This window comes from Bifidobacterium pseudolongum subsp. globosum (genome assembly GCF_004155535.1).
Classification (GTDB): domain Bacteria; phylum Actinomycetota; class Actinomycetes; order Actinomycetales; family Bifidobacteriaceae; genus Bifidobacterium; species Bifidobacterium pseudolongum_C.
In genome coordinates this window covers 231,784-251,678 of the sequence record NZ_RYUH01000004.1, presented here as the reverse complement: position 1 = coordinate 251,678, position 19,895 = coordinate 231,784, and the positions used below count along the sequence as shown (strand labels likewise).

At 58.2% G+C, this 19,895-nt stretch carries 11 protein-coding genes; 4 read left to right on the top strand and 7 right to left on the bottom strand.

What is annotated here, in order from left to right:
- Window positions 1-743 precede the first annotated feature (743 nt).
- The 5 genes from PG2093B_RS01580 to PG2093B_RS09120 all read right to left on the bottom strand — a co-directional run bounded on the left by PG2093B_RS01580 (window position 744) and on the right by PG2093B_RS09120 (window position 11,657).
- Window positions 744-1,763: a Cna B-type domain-containing protein gene (locus PG2093B_RS01580; protein ID WP_129896834.1), complete on the bottom strand. Its 1,020-nt coding sequence runs from the start codon at window positions 1,761-1,763 to the stop codon at window positions 744-746.
- A 74-nt stretch (window positions 1,764-1,837) separates the two neighbouring features.
- A complete protein-coding gene (locus PG2093B_RS01575; protein ID WP_277985343.1) occupies window positions 1,838-2,863 on the bottom strand; it encodes a class C sortase in 1,026 nt (341 codons plus the stop codon).
- Window positions 2,864-2,887: 24 nt separating this feature from the next.
- Entirely contained in the window at window positions 2,888-4,693 is a 1,806-nt protein-coding gene (locus PG2093B_RS01570; RefSeq protein ID WP_165369671.1) for an isopeptide-forming domain-containing fimbrial protein, read from the bottom strand.
- A gap of 169 nt (window positions 4,694-4,862) precedes the next feature.
- A complete protein-coding gene (locus PG2093B_RS01565) occupies window positions 4,863-10,052 on the bottom strand; it encodes a Spy0128 family protein (RefSeq protein ID WP_165369670.1) in 5,190 nt (1,729 codons plus the stop codon).
- Window positions 10,053-11,381: 1,329 nt separating this feature from the next.
- Window positions 11,382-11,657 (bottom strand): DUF3800 domain-containing protein, encoded by a 276-nt coding sequence (locus tag PG2093B_RS09120; protein WP_165369669.1) that lies wholly within the window; start codon window positions 11,655-11,657, stop codon window positions 11,382-11,384.
- A 596-nt stretch (window positions 11,658-12,253) separates the two neighbouring features.
- Here PG2093B_RS09120 and PG2093B_RS01555 point away from each other — a divergent pair.
- From PG2093B_RS01555 to PG2093B_RS01545, 3 genes are read left to right on the top strand one after another with little or no spacing between them, the layout of a single operon-like run.
- Window positions 12,254-12,541, top strand: coding sequence for a type II toxin-antitoxin system RelE/ParE family toxin (locus tag PG2093B_RS01555; protein ID WP_101398313.1), 288 nt, complete (start codon window positions 12,254-12,256; stop codon window positions 12,539-12,541).
- On the top strand, window positions 12,513-12,860 hold the full coding sequence (locus PG2093B_RS01550) for a HigA family addiction module antitoxin (RefSeq protein ID WP_129896831.1): 348 nt from the start codon (window positions 12,513-12,515) through the stop codon (window positions 12,858-12,860). The genes PG2093B_RS01555 and PG2093B_RS01550 overlap by 29 nt, the downstream gene beginning before the upstream one ends.
- Window positions 12,832-13,815, top strand: a complete 984-nt coding sequence (locus PG2093B_RS01545) for a DUF559 domain-containing protein (protein WP_129896830.1) — start codon at window positions 12,832-12,834, stop codon at window positions 13,813-13,815. The genes PG2093B_RS01550 and PG2093B_RS01545 overlap by 29 nt, the downstream gene beginning before the upstream one ends.
- Before the next feature lie 216 nt (window positions 13,816-14,031).
- Here PG2093B_RS01545 and PG2093B_RS01540 read toward each other — a convergent pair whose 3' ends face one another.
- Together PG2093B_RS01540 and dapE are read right to left on the bottom strand one after the other, a co-directional pair.
- Entirely contained in the window at window positions 14,032-17,241 is a 3,210-nt protein-coding gene (locus PG2093B_RS01540; RefSeq protein ID WP_242502769.1) for an Rne/Rng family ribonuclease, read from the bottom strand.
- 312 nt (window positions 17,242-17,553) lie between these two features.
- Window positions 17,554-18,711 (bottom strand): succinyl-diaminopimelate desuccinylase, encoded by a 1,158-nt coding sequence (dapE, locus tag PG2093B_RS01535; RefSeq protein ID WP_129896853.1) that lies wholly within the window; start codon window positions 18,709-18,711, stop codon window positions 17,554-17,556.
- Between the two features lie 220 nt (window positions 18,712-18,931).
- On the opposite strand from dapE, the gene PG2093B_RS01530 reads away from it, so the two are divergent.
- Window positions 18,932-19,876 (top strand): AEC family transporter, encoded by a 945-nt coding sequence (locus tag PG2093B_RS01530; protein ID WP_129896828.1) that lies wholly within the window; start codon window positions 18,932-18,934, stop codon window positions 19,874-19,876.
- The last annotated feature ends 19 nt before the right edge of the window (window positions 19,877-19,895 follow it).

Genomic DNA, 19,895 nt, shown 5'->3' with positions numbered 1-19,895 from the left:
ACCATGCACGACCAGACCGGCATGCCGCAGCGATACGGCACCGGCATCGAATGGAACGACTTCCACAGGAGCACGCCATGGCAAGACAGCAACTAGTCAAAAGGACACACATTTTGGCGTATAACCCTATATCTATACGCCAATGGGCGTGTTGCTTGTGGAAGAGTTGCAGAGCAGGGTCTTTGCACCGACACGTATAGCCCGCTAAACGGAATTGACGGATATGGTCGCCCAGAAAGTTGGGGCAGTCATGACAACCATGATAGATATTGGTATGCAATCAATGGGCTGCAGATTATTTCTCCAAATGCAGTTGACTCGCTGCGTATGCTGACGCAAGACAAGACCTTGCGAGTGGCATTCATGCAACCTCGAACTAATCGTGTGTATCTGCGATAGCTACGGCAGTCACATTCAGCTCTAGTGATGGGCTAAGCGGTCTGTTTCGGGTTGACGCATAAAAGAAAGACGGGGCGCACTCTCTACTCAAAGTGCGCCCCGCTGAGGGGAAGAATTCAAACCATCATGGAATTTATGATGTTGTTTGATATGCAATATAATGACCGAACGTTTTTATTCTATCTGACCATACCGCAATTCATGCAGCATTGCGCACATCTCCACACTATCTACGCAACTGCAAAACACGGCACAAATACACTGCACAAACATGGCAGCAAAAGGGAGGCCACCCGTAAGGTGGCCTCCCCGGCGCGCGCCGAACACTCAGCGCGCTACACAGCTCACGCTTCCTTCTTGCGCGTCTTGATGATCAGCAGCAAGCCCAGCATGAAGGCCGCACCGGCCACAACAACCACGAGCGCGATGTCCGCACCGGTCTGCGCCGGCGGCTTCTGCGGCGTGACCGGCGGCGCCGGCTTCGTGTTGGTGATCGTGACGCTGGCTTCGTCTTCCGCCGTCATGTCGTACTCGGAGATGGTGGTGTAGCCTGCCGGCACGTTCTTCTCCACGACCTTCCAGTCGTTGCCGGATTCCAGCTCCGCCCACGAGTGCTGCCAGTTGTTGGCGTCAGAGAGTTCGACGGTTTCCTGCGATTCGCCGTTCTTCAGCAGCTCCACGGTGATCGACTTCGGGCGGTCGGTGTTGCCGGCGTCTTTCCAGACCTTCTTCACGTTGAGTGTCTCGGTCTTGACTTCGGGCACCACGCAGTCGCTCTTCGGCTCGATGTTGACCACGCGCTGGTTCGCGCCGCCTTCGACGTGCACGTTCGGCAGTGCCACGAGCATCGCCGAGCTCTTGCATTCGAGCGTCTTCTCGATGAAGCGGTCCGCGGTCACGAGGAACATGCCGTCGCCCACGCTCGTAAACGAAACCTTGCCGCTCGCGTCGGTCATCGCGCTGGCCGCAGGCTCGGTGCCGTTGACCTCGATGTAACCCGCGAGCGTATTCGCCATGTCGCGGAACGTCTGCGGGTCGGCGTTGAGCACATCCCAGTTCACCGGGTATTTCTCGGCGTCGGCGAAGTCGCCGATCGGTTCGTACCCGCCTTCGTTCGCCCACTTGGCCACGTTGTACACGTGGAAGACCACGCCTTCGAGCGCCGTCTCGTCGTGCGCGTACGTGACGTTGATGGTGCCCTCACCGCTGCCGGCGACAACGCTTGACGCGAGGTCGGTGCGGCCTTCCTCCGTATTGGTGTCTTCTGCGTAGACGCTCGGCACTCCTACGGCAAGGCTCGCAAGCATTGCCCCCGCGCACAGTATCGCCGGCGCAATCCGCTTCGCGACTGTAAGCCGTCCCATGTTGTCCCCCCTTGGTTTGGTGAGGTGTTCTTCTTCTCGGTTGTTATTATAAGCGTTTTCGGTGCGGGTGACTATCAGCGCCCCGCATGTTTGACCCGTGTCCCGCCCATGGACTCTCGCCCGCGTTTGCGGCTGCGGCGCACGATGAGCCAGATGATCCACAGGATGAACAGCACGATCGCGAGGGCTATGCCCGCGATGACGAGCGTTCGGTTCGTGTCCGCCTTGTCGTACTGCGTCTCGTCCGCCTCGACTGGGGTCGGGATGCGATGCCCGCGCACGAGCAGTCGATGCGAGTTGACGCCGTAGGGCGTGCACGTGATCAGTGTCGCGTAGTCCTGGCCCGGGTCGAAGTCCAGGTCGCGCATTTCGGTGGGCAGCACGGTGCGTATCTGATCCACTTGGTACGTGTACGTGTCGTCAAGTACATGGAACGCAAACGTGTCGCCTTCTTTGAGGCTGTCGAGGCCGGTGAACAGTTTCGCCGACGGCAGTCCGGTATGCCCGGAGACCGCGGTGTGCGTGCCTGCGCCACCGACCGGCAGTGATGACCCGGCCAGGTGACCGCCGGCTATCTGCAGCACGGTGTCTTCGGTGCCATGGTAGACGGGCAAGCGCACTTCCATCTTGGGAATCGTGATGTAACCCATGATTCCGGTGCCGGTGATGTCGAGCGTCTTGTTGTATTCGTCCATCTGCTCGTCGGTCAAATGCCAACGGTCTGGCAACGTGTTGAGTTGTTGGTTGTAGGCATGCGCCTGGTCCAGAAGTTCCTTCTTCTGTTCCCCGCTCATGTCTTTCACCTGCTCCACATACCCGGCGACTGCGCGCGAGGCGTGCATGCTGTTCCACCAGTTGGCGAACGTCGGGTAGGCGATCAGGCCGATGCCTCCAAGGAGCACAATCGCGAAGAGCACAATCATGATGTTGAGCCCCGCGCCACCCTTTTTCTTCTGTTTTGTTGTGGTTGCTGCTGCCTGTTCCTCCATAAGGCTGCCGCCCGTCGATTCCGTAGCGGAGCCGGCGGGCGGCGTAAGGGATAAGGAATCGGCACTGCGGTCAGTCTGAGGAGTCAGATTGGCTGAGTTGCGATTCCTCATATCACCTTTCCTTAGGGGTTAGGCTCAGGCCTGACGGCGGCGGAGCGTGACAGCGAGGCCGATGCCCGCGATCAGGACGATCGCAGCGCCAGCGGCGTACAGGATCGTGGTGCCCATGCCACCGGTCGACGGGAGCTCGTTGCCCGACTTGTTCACGACGTTTGCGGTGATGAGACCAGCGCTGCTGTCAAGCGTGCCGCTAATCGTAGTCTCGGTCTTGAAGGTGTTATCTGTATAGTAGGTGACAGTGAGCGTGCTCGAAGGCTTAGTAGCCGTCTCACCGGTTGTACCGTTGTTGTGCGTGGCGCTCACACGGAAGTAGATGTTCTGAGCCTTGGTGAAGCCCTGAGGAACACGCGTTTCTTCGATGTAGTAGTCGCCATCGTCGATGCCAACGAAGTTGAACTTATTGCCAGCGGTCATCTTCTGCGTAGAGATCGTAGACCAGTCGCCTTCAATCTTCTTGTACAGCGTGAACTCCGGTTCGTCGCCTTTGGCCGGGGTGCCACCTTCGAAGGTCTTGTTGACATCATACTGATAGGTGAACACGACAACGGTGACGGTCGGCGTCGTGTTGGTGCCCTCGGAACCGTTATTCGGATTGTTGGAGAACTCAAGGTTGACCTCGTTCGGGTTGCCCGGGTTACCAATCACAGCGCCTTCATTCAGCGTAGCGGTATAACGGACATAGAACTTGTAGCCGTAAGCAGCGGTCTGAGCCGGATTCAGAGCCGCGAGTGCGGTCTTAAGGTCATCATTCTTGGCAGCAATGGTAATTTCCGTGGCCGTCGATGCGTCTTCACCTTCGCCAATCGTAACAGTCTTATTGGAGATGTCGAATGCGTTAGTGACGTCAACCTCCACTGCGCCTTCACCGGTTGGCAGCATGTACACGTGAGCGTTGCTGTTGTAGGTCAGACCCTTGGAAAGCGTATCGTTGAAGATGTACTTGAAGGTGTCATAACGATCGTAGCTTTCCGGCAGGGTACCGGTAAGCTGGAACGGAATCTCATCGTTGATGTCGTGATCAGCGGAGGAACCCCACTTATTATCATTCGCGGTAATCTTAGTGGGATCAACAACCGGAGCAGTCTTATTGTCGGTGTCGTTCCAATCCATGACCTGCTTGTCAACGGTGACGGTACCCTTCTTCAGGGTTACTTCGGTCGTTTCGTTGGCCACAACAGTGTCGAGCAGATAAGCCGACTTGGTGATTGTCTGCGGCTTAGTGGTGCTCTGCGCGGTCTGAACCATCAAGTAATAGCCAGGATCCACGTTTTCAATGGTGTAGTTGGCGCTAGTCGCCGTAACGGACGTAGTCGGATTGACCTTACCGTCAAGCTGCTCCATAAGGTTGTTCGCAAAAGTCTTGGCGGTCGGCGCAGTCAGCGTCGTGACATCATCACCATCCACGTCTCCGTCCAGACCGGCAAGAGCATCAGCCAACTTCTGCTGGAATGCGCTCAGCGCGTCAGCACTGGCTCCATCAGCAGGAGCGGTAAGCTGTTCAATTGGCTTGTCATTTTTTTTGAGGCCGGCAACCGTGGCGTTATATGCAGCCACGATAGCAGCGGTCTCAGAAGTCGCGACATACGGGGTCACATCCTGACCAATAAGCTTATAGGAGTACTGGGTTTTGTTGTCCTTCTTGCTCGTGGTCAGATCAAGAACCTTATATAGATCGAACTGATCGCCATTTACAGAATTCGTGATCTTGATGTCACCCTGAGTAGCGCTAAGCGCATTAGCAGAGGTGGCGCCAATGAAACCGGTGGCGGCGATCGCAGCGGCGGAAACCGCAGCGGCGAAGCCCTTCCAAACCTTCTTCATGTTATCTCCTTCGATTGTTTTGCAAATTTTATAAACCTTGCGATTCATAAAACCCTTTTACTTCCCCCCAGCAATGAATCGTGTGATTCGCGCAAGGGAAGGGCCGCCGCTGGCGATAGCCGATGTCGACGGCCCCAAATCTTTATTTGTTCATCATTGACTGTTTTGTTTAGATGCGCTTTCGCATCGCTACGCCACAGCCTAGCATTGATATCGCTATGAGCGCAACCCCGAAGAGTGCGACCAGCGTGTTGCCTTCACCACCCGTGGATGGCAGAACCACACCAGGTTCATTGACGATTACCTGGTTCGGATAGCCGGGCAGAGGCTTGCCGTCTCCACCCGTGGGATTCGACGGTGTCGTAATAGGATCGCCCGGTTTTCCATCTGCGTTCTTCACATAGATCTGAACATTCTGGAATTCAGGTGTCTTCGGCCCAACGGTAAAGATGTAGGTCACATCCGGATCGGCATAGTAGCCGTCTGGCGCCTTGGTCTCGACCATCTCGTACGTGCCCCACGGCAAATCAGTAAGGCTGACGTGTCCAGCAGCCTTATTGCTGTCCTTTGCCCAGTCAGGACTACCCGATACCGCCGTGCAAGTGCCTGTTTCCGTCGACCCAGACTTCACGCAGTCAGTGATCTCTACAGGGTCCTGGAAGTCATTTGCACCATGCGGCTTGAACTTGATAGACCAAGCTGAACCTGCAAGATACACATGCTTTCCATTCTCTAGTTCCGAGCTCACCTTGCCCCAATACACATTACCTTTCTTTCGGTTATTGCCAATGGGCTTAGGGAAAACACGCACAGTTTCTTCACTATCGGTGACCGTGAACTCGTAATACTCTTGCGTGGGTGTATAGCCGTTCGGAATGGTGGTCTCCTTGAGACGATACGTACCAACCGGCAGCTTCTTGACAAGGAACTTGCCCGGTTCTGGATCCTCATCCTTATACTTATACGCCCCAGCATTCTCCACAGCAGCATATACGTTAGCAAACACGCCACCGGTCACTTCAGCCTTCGCAATCAGGTTACCCTGCTTGTCATCTGTCACAGTAACGGTCACTGTCGCCCTGTTCTTCGCATAGGCAACACCCGGCATGTCACCAGCAACCTCAGTCACCGTGTACTTGTACTCGCCCTCGGTCGTGTACTGAATCGCACCGAAATCAAACACCGCGACATTACCCTCAACAGGCTTACCAACCGAAACCCTCGCCTCAGCCGGCATCGGAGCATTATCCTTGCCCTCAAGCGTGAACTCGAAACCACGATCTTCCGGCCACGTGATACCAATCAACTGCTTAATGAACGTCATACCCGCAGGCACACCACCAGACGGCGTGGTGTCGTAGACGTTCACAAACGCGCCACCGGTTACGGTCGCCGCCGCGTCGAGCTGACCCTTACCGTTATCGGTAACAGTCACCGTCACCTCCACAGCATGCTCGTCATAAGAAACACCAGGCATATCACCCTTTGTCTCCCTGACTGTGTACTTATACGTGCCCGGCTTGTCGTAGTGAATCGCACCAAAATCAAAAGCAGCGGTATTACCCGTAGCAGGCTTATTGACGGAGATCTTCGCGTTCTTCGGCATCGGAGCATCATCCTTGCCCTCAAGCGTGAACTCGAAACTACGATCCTCCGGCCACTCAATACCAATCAACTGCTTCGAGAACACCATACCCGCAGGCGCACCGTTATACTTCCCAGCAGTGCAAGGAGCCGAAGTGCAGTCCTGAACGACGGCGAATGGTTCATTGCTGAATGACCCATTGCTGTCTCCCTGGTAGATAGTCCAGCCGGTGCCAGCCAACAGCGTATTGTTATCACTGTCGACCTTGTCCCAAGCAACCTGCGTGGGCTTATCGGAAATCCAAGCGATACCACCGGAGACAACATTAGGATCCCAATTGACCGACCCGTTTGAGATGGTAATCGTGTACACCTGTGAATTCAACGTAAAGCCTTCTGGAGCAGTATGCTCCTTGAGCTTATACGTGCCATCAGGCAAGTTCTCGAGCTTGAAGCGGCCCGCGGCCGGATCCGCATCCCGCAGGGAAGACGATGCCGCGTCCTGTGCAGCAGCCTCGTCCATGGAAAGCGGTGAAGCGATTCCATCATCGGCAGCCTCCTCGTTACCCGCGAGCTTGGGCCGAACATTGGGGCGCCTGGTGGCGCATCCCGAGGGTACACCTGCCTCAACCGGCTCATACCATCCACCGATGTAGTAGCTAGGCTGCGTTCCCGCAATCGGAATGTCAGTGACATTCTGTCCGTTAATCTTAGCAGTGTACCTATCTTTATCATTCCCATTACCAGTGATAATGACTGTGAAATCACCGGTCATCGGAACGTTAAATTTATACCAACGGTCTCCGTTGCAGGTAATCTGAGTCATCGGCTCGCCCGGCCATCCATTATTAGTGCTGTCCTTGTAATAGTACAAATTGGCACTATTCTTGTCAGTCCACTTCACGTAGATGTCGGTACTGGTAGATACGACCGCAGTAGTGACCGTCACCGTGACCTGCGCCGTCTTGTTGCCCGCTGTTGCCGTCACGACCGCAGTGCCTGCGCTCACGCCTTTGACCGTCACCTTGCCGTCGCTGCCGGTAGTGAGTGCGACATGAGAGTTGTCCGCAAACCATGTTGGAGTGACCTGCGGATGAACAACCGCCTCGAGCTTCACACTATCGCCGCTGTTCAGAGTGATGTTCGAGACCGGTTGGGTTTCGCCGTCTTTGTAGATCTCTATGCTGCTGACGTCCGGCGCAAGCGGCGTAAAGCTCACAGTGGCCGTAATACTCGGGTCTGAAGTCGAAGCCGCAGTCAGTGTGACAACGGTTTGCCCGTCACCATCGCGCACATCGACCGTACCGTCAGACTCAACGACGGCCATCGCCGGATTGCTGGATGTCCAGGTGATACCGTTCGGCGCGCCTTCAGGAGTAACGGATGCAGTGAACTTCAACGCCACTCCCGGTTTCACGTCTCCGATATACGTACCGTTCACTGTGGCGCCGTTCGCGTCCTTGATCACGATTCCCGTAACCGCGGCAGTGGTATCTTCGATAGTCGACCATGTGGTGCCGCCATCCGAGGAAATCGACCACTTCGACCCCGGAAGCGGTGTATGCGTGGTATCTCCATCCGCATACTTGCCCCATGCGATGCCGGTTCCAAGGTTCTCAGGAGGATTGATGATCGCACCCGAAGAGGTCAGGCCCTTATCCTCGTTGGTACCCTTGATTTCCTGACCATTCTCATTCCAGACTTTGGAGATTGTCTGATTCAACGTATCACCGGTATTGACGGTCTGGATGAGGTAGATGTTGGTATTGCCTTCATGCCCTTGGACATGGCCATTCTCGCGAAGGTAATAGTTTTTGTTCGGCACCAGACCCGTCACCGAGATGATGCCCTCGGTCGTGTTCCAATCGCCGGTACCGTTATCGGTCACCGTGGTGATCGGGTCCTTCTGCGCCTTGGCGTCGTTCAAGGTACGGTACAGCTTCCAGCTACTGCCGCCAAGTGCGTTTGTGCCATCGGACTTGCTCCATTGAATCATGGATGCTTCTGCCGAAACGGAACCGGTCCAAGGCAGGTTATGCCGTTCCTGGTCCATATCGAGAACAGAAGAAGACACGCCTTCAATCTTGTTGAAATAAGCGGCTGGACGCGGGTTGTTCATCATGAAGTCTTTGCCGACCCATACACGGCCGTTCGTCGTGACATGGCTGTCGAAGCTGCCGTTGGGCACCATGATGCTACCAAGCATGGCCGCCGCTGGGTCATCGCCCGCGCAACCCGTGTTGAAGTTGGATTCCTGACCTGTACCACACGCAAGGTATCCCCAGTCCTGTGGCTTTTTGCCATCATCCTTGCCGGCGCCGCCACCTGTACCTGCATAGTACTGACCACCGTTGATGGTCACCAGATTGGCGTCCGCGAAGTTCCACATAATCGAACGGGCAGCCTGAACATAGGCTTTCTGGATTTTCTCCTCGCCCTTCAGATAATATCCATTGCCGATCTGCAACGTTTCTTTGTTACCGTTCTCATCGATATAGTCCCACCAGAAACGCCAGCCGGTGTTGAACTGCACATTACCACCGGTCACGTTGATGACGATGGAGGCGTCCTTGGGGATATTGGTGAATTTGAAATCGATACCGCCCTGAGAACCATTGGTCAGAACGGTTTTATTGATGTTGAACACCTGCAGATTGGAGGTGCCATCGCCCGTAAACGTAATCAGCTTCTCGCTTTTTAGCCCGTTATTCTCCCAATTGAATGAGTAGCTGATGCCATTGTTGTCGTAGCTGTATCGGTAGTACGTGGCCGATCCCGCATCTGCAGTGCCCACAGTCACTGTGCCAGTAGGATCAAGATTCTTGAACGTGTTCGAATCGGACTGAATCTTCTCCGTATACTTGGAACGATCGGTGCCGTTCACGCTCGTCAATGGGCTCTGTGCGTTCCAAGTGACAAGACCGTCGCCAGCCCATGCACCCTGATTGCCGCCAATCGAGTCACGATTGCCTTGCTTATATGTTCCCTTGAATGTTCCGATATAAGGCTGATATCCGTCGACGTACCCCTGCGAGAATGTCTTATTGCCACTGAGCTGAGCCTTGTAACTGGCCTCACCGGTGACCGGAGTCCATGTATCTTTACCATCCCACTTTGCAGTCACACCAATCCAGCCGTTGTGGTTCCACGCACCGACATTGCCGACCTGGCCTCCGGTCGTCATGGAGGAGATATTGGATCCCTCGCCGGCGACGACAAGCGCGGTGCTGCCGGAAGCCGGTCGGAACTGAGCACCGAAACCGGCGATGCCGAATCGGAAACCCTGGCCACCCGAGAACAGCGTACGATTCCCTTGCTGGTTCCAAAGGCTTGTCGACCAACTATCCTTGATCTGGTTGATGGCAAGCTTGCCCTTGACAATCGTCAGGCCCTCGGCCTCGGCCGCAAAGGAGGCCGTGGGCGCATTCGTATAGGTGTAGAAGCCTCGACCATCAGGACCGCCGGTTTTATTGCCATTCAGGATGAGATTGCTACCATCAGGACGCCCGCCTACATACATGTCACGGCCAACCCACGTCGCAACACCGGTATCCACTTTCAGATCGTCCATATCATCACCAAGATGGATATCGCCCGGCTTATAGAATCCCGAATCAGTCGGCCCCAGATCCGTAGGATCATCCGCCTGCGCCACCTTCGGCAGCATCGCGGGAACGGCGGTGGCGAACATCATCGCCACCGCCGTGAACGCAGCGAGCAGACGGGGCTTCACCGATATGGTCGGCCCGCGGTCGCTCCCGTGTTTCATCCTCATAGGTTCTTCCCCTTTTTGCTCGTTCTCCCGATCGTGGTGGACCGAGAGGCTTCTCAAGTTCTCATGGCGTTGCATTCGTCTGGATGCCGCGGTGACTGTGGCTGCAATCCTTCGCAGTCGCATCCCTCCTCTACCCGATTAGCAACACCGTCGTTTTTGCATATGTACTGCATTCTACCCTAGGCTGAATGAAATGCACACATCACGCAGGCGCTGAATCGCTTAAGACGCACTGCTCAAACGTTTGCATCGGCGTTTCGTAGGAGACTTCAGAATGCCGCCAAAACATTCCGAAGCGCAACAACCAATTACAGCATATCGTTCCACGGGGCATCAACCATCCCCCTGCTTCCTCACGAAGATTTCACAATCATCTCCAGACTGACACCTCTCCCATCTTAGACGCTTGTATCCATATACCAAACATTCACAAGTGTTTTGTCGCAATTATCAGAAACAACGGTTCAGCTCCGCATTGGCTCTTCTTCGAGCAGTCATAACTGGCAAGCTATAGATGAATACGTATTCATACAACTTTCCCGCGGAAAACGTATTGCCTGTTACTATGAACACGCGCGGAGCCGAGCTCATCTATGAACCAACACCCGGCACACCATTTGCCCCAAGCGTCGTTCCGAGCCATTCGGATTTGTGCGGGCGGCGCATAATCCTTTGCCTCTATGAGATAGAGAGTATCGTCTTGGTAGATTGTCAGAAAGTCACAGCATTTTGCCGGAAACACCTGCGCGATGTACCAGTGCCATTGTCGCCGAACCACATTGATTACCGGCGCAAAAAGATCGTAGGAGCCGCCAAAGGACCCAAATCTGAAGATATGTTTTTTCAATCGCACTGGTACATATATTCATAATGTAACTTGCGAGCCAGTCACGCGGTTTCATATGCGCAACAACGGTTTTATGGTAATTGTTCGACGCGGGAAGGTGGGGCGGTAGCCCAGAACATTCTTTATCTGGGAATATCCGAGAGTCGTCATCTGAGGCGGTGCAGGAAAATCGGACTCTTTGAGGGGAAAAGAGTCCAACTTTTCTTCACCCCCCACATTGAACATAAACACTTGGTATTTATTGGCAAGCGCAGCTGCCTAAATACAAGGACGCTACTAACGCAGAATAGTGCCCGCTGCGCCACCCCACAGTTTCATCTATAACTGCGAGGCTCGTTCTTTCCGCAAATAACCCATTGCGTGGATCGTTACAACGCGCTATCATCGTGGTTAACAAGACTTCGGTGTAATAATCCGAACTTTTGTCCTAGACTTCGCCCCCGCCGTTCAAGGTCGGGGGCGAAGCCCGTTTGCACCCTTTTTCAGTAATACGGATATACACTCTTACCAGCCGTAATCTGCGAGGCTGCTTCAAGCAACTTCCTCATCATCTTCTCATACCATTCCTTTGTCTCCTCCCGGTCAAACCTGTTGGTGACGGGATTCCACCGACGTGAATAGAGATAGGTAACCATATCAGAAGCCTGAATAAGTCTGCTACTCATCGAATCGCCAAAAAATACAGTGTCAAGATAATGATCTAAGGGATCACGACAATAGGCTTTAGAGGAGTAGTGCCGAAGGGACTCAATCTGCAATCGGCTATTTTTTTCGTATAATGATCGTCCGCTAATGCTATGAGGTTTCCCTCCTCCTCTTTCTGCACGGCGCCGAGAAGATGCGCCAAAGCTAGATCACGCGGAGGATAGGGATCCTGATATAGACGCTCCAAGAATGGAATGTTGATTCCATTCACATAGTATTCAGCCTCCTCACCCAGTAGCCGAGCATCGCAGACTTATCGCTCTACCGATTGCTTGAGGGCTCTGAGATTTGTCATCCTCAGTAGTCGCCAGCATGACTTTCATCGAGATCGGACAGAGGATTGTCATACACAGTAGCCCAGAACATTACCTTTGGCCCGGGAATCTCTGAGAGTCGTCATTCTTGGCGATCTGCATCATGGCTTTCGTCTGGGAGCGGCTTGAGCGGGGTTGTGGATACGCGGTGTGTCGTCCACTTATCCACATTTTTCACTATGCCCGTGGAGGCCACTGCCTTAGTCCTCTATAGTCACGGGCATGAATACAGCATCAACACCGCCAATCCTCATACGGAACCGCGATCATCGCCGGATATCTCCATATCCATCTATTACTAACGCTTGACGTTAGTAACGAGAAAGGTTAGTATTATGCGTGTTAGAGACAAGGAACTCAATGACTACTTATATGGCGGAAGATATCCAACCGGCTACCCTGCCGGCTTGGAAAAAGCTTTGAAACGCAAACTTCAAATGCTGAAAGCAGCCGCTACAATCAACGATCTGCGTATTCCGCCGTCCAACCACCTCGAGTTATTGAAAGGCAAACTCGCGGGATACTACAGCATTCGCGTCAATGCACAATACCGACTTATATTCCATTGGAGCCAGCAACAACAGGAGGCCTACGATGTCCACTTCGACGATTACCACCACTGATCAGTATCTCAGTACACCAGGGGAAATACTCAAAGAGGAGTTCATGGAACCTTATGGCATCAGCAACTATCGCCTCGCCAAGGCTTTGGGCATCAGCGAAACCGCTGTGGGACAGATCGTGAACGGCAAACGCGCCATCACCGTGCGTACGGCGTTTCTGCTGTCTCGGGCCTTCGGCACGTCGCCGGAGTTTTGGCTGAATCTGCAACGTGATTACGATGTGTTGCGATTCGATGCACACAGCGTTCAACATGTCCCCAACCTTGTTGGGGCCCGGCCGCCCATGAACCATGAAGAACGAATCCATATCGCTGGATGAGCTGAGCAACCGTGCAAGCGCCCGCATACAGTGTTGCCAAGAAGCCGAGGGCCTCTGCCAGCGGCAATGCGCGTGCGTGTTCACCCTCACCACAGCATTGTTGTTGCAAGGCATCGAGGTGCCGTTCATCGATGTGCGCAAGCATCCACGCCTGCGGGAAGATGTGCTGCAGGTGGTTGTGGCTCCAGACGAATACAAGCCGAGGAATCACGTACGGGGCAACCGGCGCAAGCGCGCCAAGCCAAAGGGTCTCCCCTACGCGTTCTTTGCGAGTGGTGCGCCATTGGATACAGTGGAGGTGGCACCGGGCGTCACCTGCACCACACCCCTATTCACGTGGTTCCTCTTCGCCACACGGCTCAGTTTGGAGGAATTGGTGGTGTTGGGCGACAGCCTGCTGCGACGCAATGTGCTTCATGAACGCTACACGCTGCAAGATTTCGAAGACATGCTGGTGCGCATTGAACACTATGCCCACAATCCCCGCAACGGCCGGGCACGAGCGCCACGAGGCATGACGGCATGCCGCAAAGCATTGGTACTGATGCAGGAGTACACGGACTCTTCCACCGAAACACGATTGAGGTTGATGCTTGAGCGCCACGGCCTGCCACGCCCCACAGTGAACCACATGGTGCGGCTGCCGGATGGTGGCGTGGTCTTCATGGACATCGCCTTCGTGAAGGCCCAAGTGGATGTGGAGTATGACGGAAAACACCATGAACAGCAATGGGAGGCAGATGCGCAGCGGCGGTTACGCATCGAATCGGCCGGATGGGATTACGTACAGGTGGTGAACTGCAGCATGCGCTCCGAAGAGGGGCAACGCATGGTGGCGGAAGTGGTGGCGCGGCATATCGAGGATCGAACCGGCGTCAACTATCTGCTGCCAACGCCTTTCACCCTTGAACAACTGGCCGATCGGCGCCGCACGATATGGAAAACGGCGGCCTAAGGCCCCTTCCCAGAACCTATCTCGCTTACGAGAGTGCCTTAATCTGCCCACCCCCAAGTATGGGCCCCTCGAATTGGTGTAATTATGGCATTTCACAGAGGTCGTACTCGAGGGTAGCCCGATTAGGGCACTCTCGTAAGCGAGATACGCAACACAAGGGGCTCCGAACGCGGCGGTTACAGCGTTCAGAGCCCCTTGATGAGGTGGCTAAGCCGGTTACTCGGCTTGGTCGGCCTCGGACTCCGCATCGGGTTGCGGTTCCGCTTCTTCGGCGACAACGTCAGCGGCCGGTTCAGCGGTTTCCGCACCCTCGGTGCCGGCGTCAGAAGCGTCCACAGCCGTTTCGGTTGCGGCTTCCGGCTCCACCGTGGCCTCGACGGCCTCGGACTCCGCTGACTCCTCGGCAGCCTTGGCAACCCTGGCATCGCCTTCGGCATCCACAGCGGCCTCAGTGGCCTTGATCTGCTCGGCTTCGGTGGTTTCCTCGATGTGTTCGATCTGCACCTCGAGTTCCTCAGCCTGCTTGGCGGCGGCCTCCGCCTCCTCCTCGGCATTGTTCGCCGCCACAGCAGCGGCAGCGATCTGCGCGAGCTTGGCACGCACCGCGGCGGACGACCCCTTCGGCGCATGCACCGCATGCGTTTCGGTACCGTGGCCATGCTTGTTGGTCTTCACAAACGGATCGCCGCCCTTGAGCGCGTACGGGTCGTCGTATTCCTTGGAGATTGTGGGTTCGTCGTGCACAATGAACCCACGGCCCTTGCACGCCGGGCATTCTTCGGAGAACGCCTCCACAAGGCCCTGGCCAATGCGCTTGCGCGTCATCTGCACCAAGCCCAGCGACGTGACTTCGGCCACCTGGTGCTTGGTGCGGTCGCGCGCCAGGCATTCCAGCAGGCGGCGCAGCACCAGATCGCGGTTGGAGGGCATGACCATATCCACGTAATCGATCATGATCATGCCGCCGATGTCGCGCAGGCGCAGCTGGCGTGCGATCTCTTCGCTCGCCTCGAGGTTGCAGCGGGTCACGGTTTCTTCAAGCGACTTGCCCTTGCCGATGAAGCGGCCGGTGTTCACGTCGATTGTGGTCATGGCCTCGGTGCGGTCGATCACAATGGAGCCGCCGCTCGGCAGGTACACCTGGCGTTCCATGCCCTTGCGCAGCTGCGAGTCGATCTGCCACTTGTCGAACACGTCTTTGCCCTCGTGCTCGGCCGGGTCCCACTTCTCCAGCTTCTCGCGCAGGTCGGGCGCCATGGTCTCCAGGTATTCCTCGATGCGCGTGTACACGCCATCGCCTTCCACGATCATCTTGCGGAAGTCGTCGTTGAAGATGTCGCGCACCACGCGGATCGCCATGTCCGGCTCGCCCTGCAGGAGCTTGGGGCGCTTGCCGTGCTTGAACTCCTCGCGCTTGGCCTGGATGTGCTCCCACTGGTGCAGCAGCATCTCCAGGTCCTTGGTGATCGCCTCCTCCGTGGCGCCCTCGGCCGCTGTGCGGATGATCACACCCATGTCCTTCGGCGCGATCTTGGAGACAATGGACTTAAGACGGCTGCGCTCACGGCTGCTGAGCTTGCGGCTCACACCCGTCATGCCGCCGGATGGCACAAGCACCAGGAAGCGGCCCGCAAGCGTCACCTGGCTCGTCAGGCGTGCGCCCTTGTGCCCGATCGGGTCTTTGGTGACCTGCACCAGCACCGGGTCGCCGGAGCGGAACGCGAGCTCGATGCGGCGCGGCTGGCCGTCAAGGCGCGTGGAATCCCAGTTCACCTCGCCCGCATACAGCACGCCGTTGCGCGCCTGGCCGATGTCCACGAATGCGGCCTCCATGCTCGGCAGCACGTTCTGCACGCGGCCCAGGTAGATGTTGCCCACCGTGGCGACTTCCTGGATGTCGGAGACGTAATGCTCCACAAGCACGTTGTCTTCAAGCACGGAGATCTGCGTATGGCGGTCGCGCTGGCGCACCACCATCAGGCGGTCCACGTTTTCGCGGCGCGCCAGGAAGTCCTGCTCGAGCAGCTGGTTCTGACGGCTGCGCTCGCGGCGGTTGTCGCGGCGGCGCTGCTTCTTCGCCTCGAGGCGCGTGGAGCCCTCCACATCGGCGATTTCGTCGATGTACTGCTGCTTGCGCGAGCGGCGGGTTGTGGTCTCCTCCTCCGCGTTCTTGCCGTTGCGGCGGCGGCGACGGCGGCGCGTGACCGTGGTCTCCTCGTCGTCTTCGGAGCTGGACTCGGTGGTCTCCTCGTTCTGCTGCTCCTCGGCGGCCTCGTGGTCGGCGCGGCGCCGACGGCGGCGACGGCGCACGGTCGGCTCGCCGTCCTCGCCCTCCTCGCTGCCGCTGTTGAGGTCCGCTTCCACGATGGCCTCGGCCTCTTCGTCGTTCTCATGCTTGCGTTTGCGCTTGGCGTTGCGGGCGATCGCCTCGTCGATCGGCGCATACGTGATGTCGTCGAGCACCAGATCCTCTTCGATCTGCTCCACTTCGGCGGCGGCGCGGCGCTCCTGCGCGTTCATGCGGCGGTTGGAGCGTCGGCGCGACGTGGACTCGTTGATGTCTTCCACGTCGTCGAAATCGGCGTCATAATCGACCGGCGTACGGCGGCGGCCACGGCGCGATTCGCCGGCTGCCGGCTTGGTGGCCTCGGCCGACTCGTCGCCCTTGCGGCCGCGAGTGCGCCGGCGACGGCGCGTGGTGTGCTCGTCGGATGATTCGTTGGATTCGTCGGTTTCGTCCGTCTCGTCATCGGCGTGCTTGGGGCGCTGCGGGATGACGGGCTCCTGGAACAGCAGCGACGTCATGGGGCGCGACGCCGCATGGTGGCGGCGTGATTGATGCTCCTCATGTTCCTCGGACTCGGCCTGCGCGTCACCGTCAAGCGCATCGAGCGCCTCGGTTGCGCGGTTCGCCTCGCTCGGTTCCGGCGCAGTGGCCGCGCGGCGACGGCGTCGCGTGGTGCGCGTGGGTTCCTCGGCCGGCTCGCTCGCGTTTTCAGCGGCCTCGGCGCCCTCATCGGCAGCCGCGGCCTTGGTGCTGCGGCGGCGCGTGCGGCGCGGGGTCTCGTCGGTTTCGCTGGCAGTGGAACGGCGGCGCGAACGCGTCGTCTTGCGCGTGGGCTCGGCCTGCTCGGCGGCGGCTTCGTCCGGCGACGACTCGCCCTCAGCCGAAGACTCGGCAGCGGGCGCCGCGGTCAGCGCGTGCACCGGCTTCGACGCGGGCAGCGCGGTGGGGGGTTCCTTGAACAGCGGGCCGTGCTCCTCCACCTTGAGCTCCACCGTAGCGCCGGCGGCACCGGCCCCGCGTACCACGCGGCGGCCAGTACGGCGGCGGCGCGGCGCGGCCGGCTGCTCGTTGGTTGATGGGGAATCGATATTCGATGCGGTTTCGAGTGGCTCGAAACCCTGTTCTGTCTGTTCGGGCACAATGCTCCTACTGGTGCGCCATGCTGCAATCCCGGCGCACTCGTCCTGGCCCCATGCGGCCTCACACCATACTCTCACCATGGCCGCGCCATACAGGCGCCCGCTGGAAGCAATCCAAAAGTCAAATCATGCGGCAACGGACACTGGCGCTCGCGAAACTGATCACGCAGTTCGTCGCGAGGGGATCAACGCTGTCGGATGGAGGGCGATGTTGCAGGTATCGCCCTCTCTAGTATTGCACAACTCATGGTCGGGGCCACGCCACCACGGAAAATCATCACGGGGCGTAGCGGCGCGGGCGCGCACAGGAGGTCAGTTCAGCCAGTCGATGAGGATTCCGGCCATGAGCGCCAGATCGGAGTTCGGCACCTGCTCGTTGCTTTTGTGGGCGAGCAGAGGGCTGCCGGCGCCCAGATTCACCGCCGGCACGCCGAGCTGCGAGAAGCGCGCCACGTCGGTCCAGCCGAGCTTGGCGAGCGGCTGGCGGCCGGTGCGCTCCTCGACGAGCTTGACGAGCGACTGCACAAGCGGATCGCTCATGCCCGGGCGCGCCGACGGCGATTCGTCGCGCATCTCGATGTCGAAGCCATGGAAGAAGCCGCCGGTGGCGGGGTGTTCGCCGTTGCCGAGCTCGGATTCGGCGCCTTCGCCGATCATCAGTGCCTTCGCTTCGGCGAGCGTCTTGTCTGGCGCAAACCGGTAGTTCACGTGCACACGGCATTCGGACGGGATGACGTTGGTGCCGTTGCCGCCCGAGATCAGTGTGGCGTTGAGGCCCTCCTGGTAGATGAGGCCGTCCACGTCCACCGCCTCGTCTTTGTGGGCGACGAGGCGGTTGAGGATTTCAGCGGCCTTGTGGATCGCGTTATCACCCATCCATGCGCGCGCCGAGTGGGCGGCCACGCCGTTGGCGATCACGTCGAAGCGCATCGTGCCGTTGCAGCCGGCCTCGATGCCGCACGACGTGGGTTCGCCGATGATCGCGAAATCGCCCTGGACCCAATCCGGGTGGTCTTCCACGACGCGGCCCAGACCGTTGTATTCGGCGGCCACCTCTTCGTGGTCGTAGAAGACGAACGTCAGGTCCACCTTCGGCTCGGTCAGCGTGGCCGCAAGGTACAGCAGCACCGCGTCGGAGGCCTTCATGTCGGTGGCGCCGCGCCCCCACATCACCGGCGTGCCCGGGTACAGTTCGGCAACGTCCTTGTCGATGAGCGGGTCGCCGGGGGCAAGCCACTTCGGCGGGAAGTTGTCAAGCACCGGCACCGTGTCGAGATGCCCGGCCAGAATCACGCGGCGGTCGCGCCCCAGATTGGTGGACGCCACCACCGTGTCGCCGTCGCGGTGCACCTGCAGGTGCGGGTAGCGCTTGAGGAAGCGCTCCACGCGGTCGGTGAGCGGGCCCTCGGCGTCGCTCACCGAATAGACGGCCATGATCTGGCCGAGCAGTGAGTCAAGGCCGTCCTGCATGGAGGCGGCCGGGTCGAGCACGATTTCACGTGGCTCCACGTCGAGCGATGTGGACTGTGCGGAAGGCAGGTATTTCTTGGGATCGGTTTGGTTCATTCGCGTGGCCATATGGCATCTCCCCGTCTGTAATCGAATCTGCGCAATATGGTAGTCACAGGTGGTCACAGAACACTACAGGTTGTCACAGCACATAGGAGCAACAAACGGATATGGGAGTGGTATGGCTGGATTGTTGAACGCGATGCAGGGATTCGCCATCATCGGCATCGTGATCGCGGCCGGCTACGTGGCCGCGCGCATGCGTGTGGGCGGTTCGCAGGCGCAGATGGTGCTCAACCGCATGAGCTTCTTCGTGGCCACGCCATGCCTGATCTTCAGCATCCTTTCGCGCGAGCGGCTCACCACGCTCCTGCACCCCTCGATCGTGGTGGCGTTTGTGGCCGCGCTCAGCGTGGGCGCGCTGTTCCTGCTATGCAACCGGCTGTGGTTCCACCTACGCGCGCCCGACGCGGCGATCGGCGCGCTCGGCGCGCTGTACCTCAACTCGAACAACATCGGGCTGCCGGTCGCCACGTACATCCTAGGCAATCCCACGCTCGTGGTGCCGATCGTGATGATGCAGTGGCTCATCTTCATGCCCGCCGGGCTGGCGGCGCTCGACGCCACCACGCACGGCACGGTCTCGGTGCGCACGCTCGTGCTGCAGCCGCTCAGGCAGCCGATTCTGATCGGCAGTGTGCTCGGCGTGGTCATTTCGGCGATCAACGCGCGCGTGGGGTTCGACGTGGTGCCGGCATTCGTGCGCAGCCCGATCGGCATGATCGGCGACGCGGCCGTGCCGATGATCCTGATGGCGTTCGGCATGTCGCTGCGCGGCGCGCGCCCGCTCGGCAGCAGGGAAAGTCGCGTGGCCGCACTCACCGTGGTGGCGCTCAAGAACCTGGTGATGCCGGCCGTGGCCTTCGCCATGGCCTACTGGGTCATGGGATTCCGCGGGCCCGTGCTGTACGCGTGCGTTGTGCTCGCCGCGCTGCCGACCGGGCAGAACGTCTACAATTACGCCGCCAGTTACAACGCCGGCGTCGCGTTTTCGCGCGACTGCATCCTCGTCAGCACCATCGTCAGTCCGTTCGTCATCGCCGCGATCGCGCTCGCCCTCGGGTAAGCGGGGCGGGCGCGGGCCG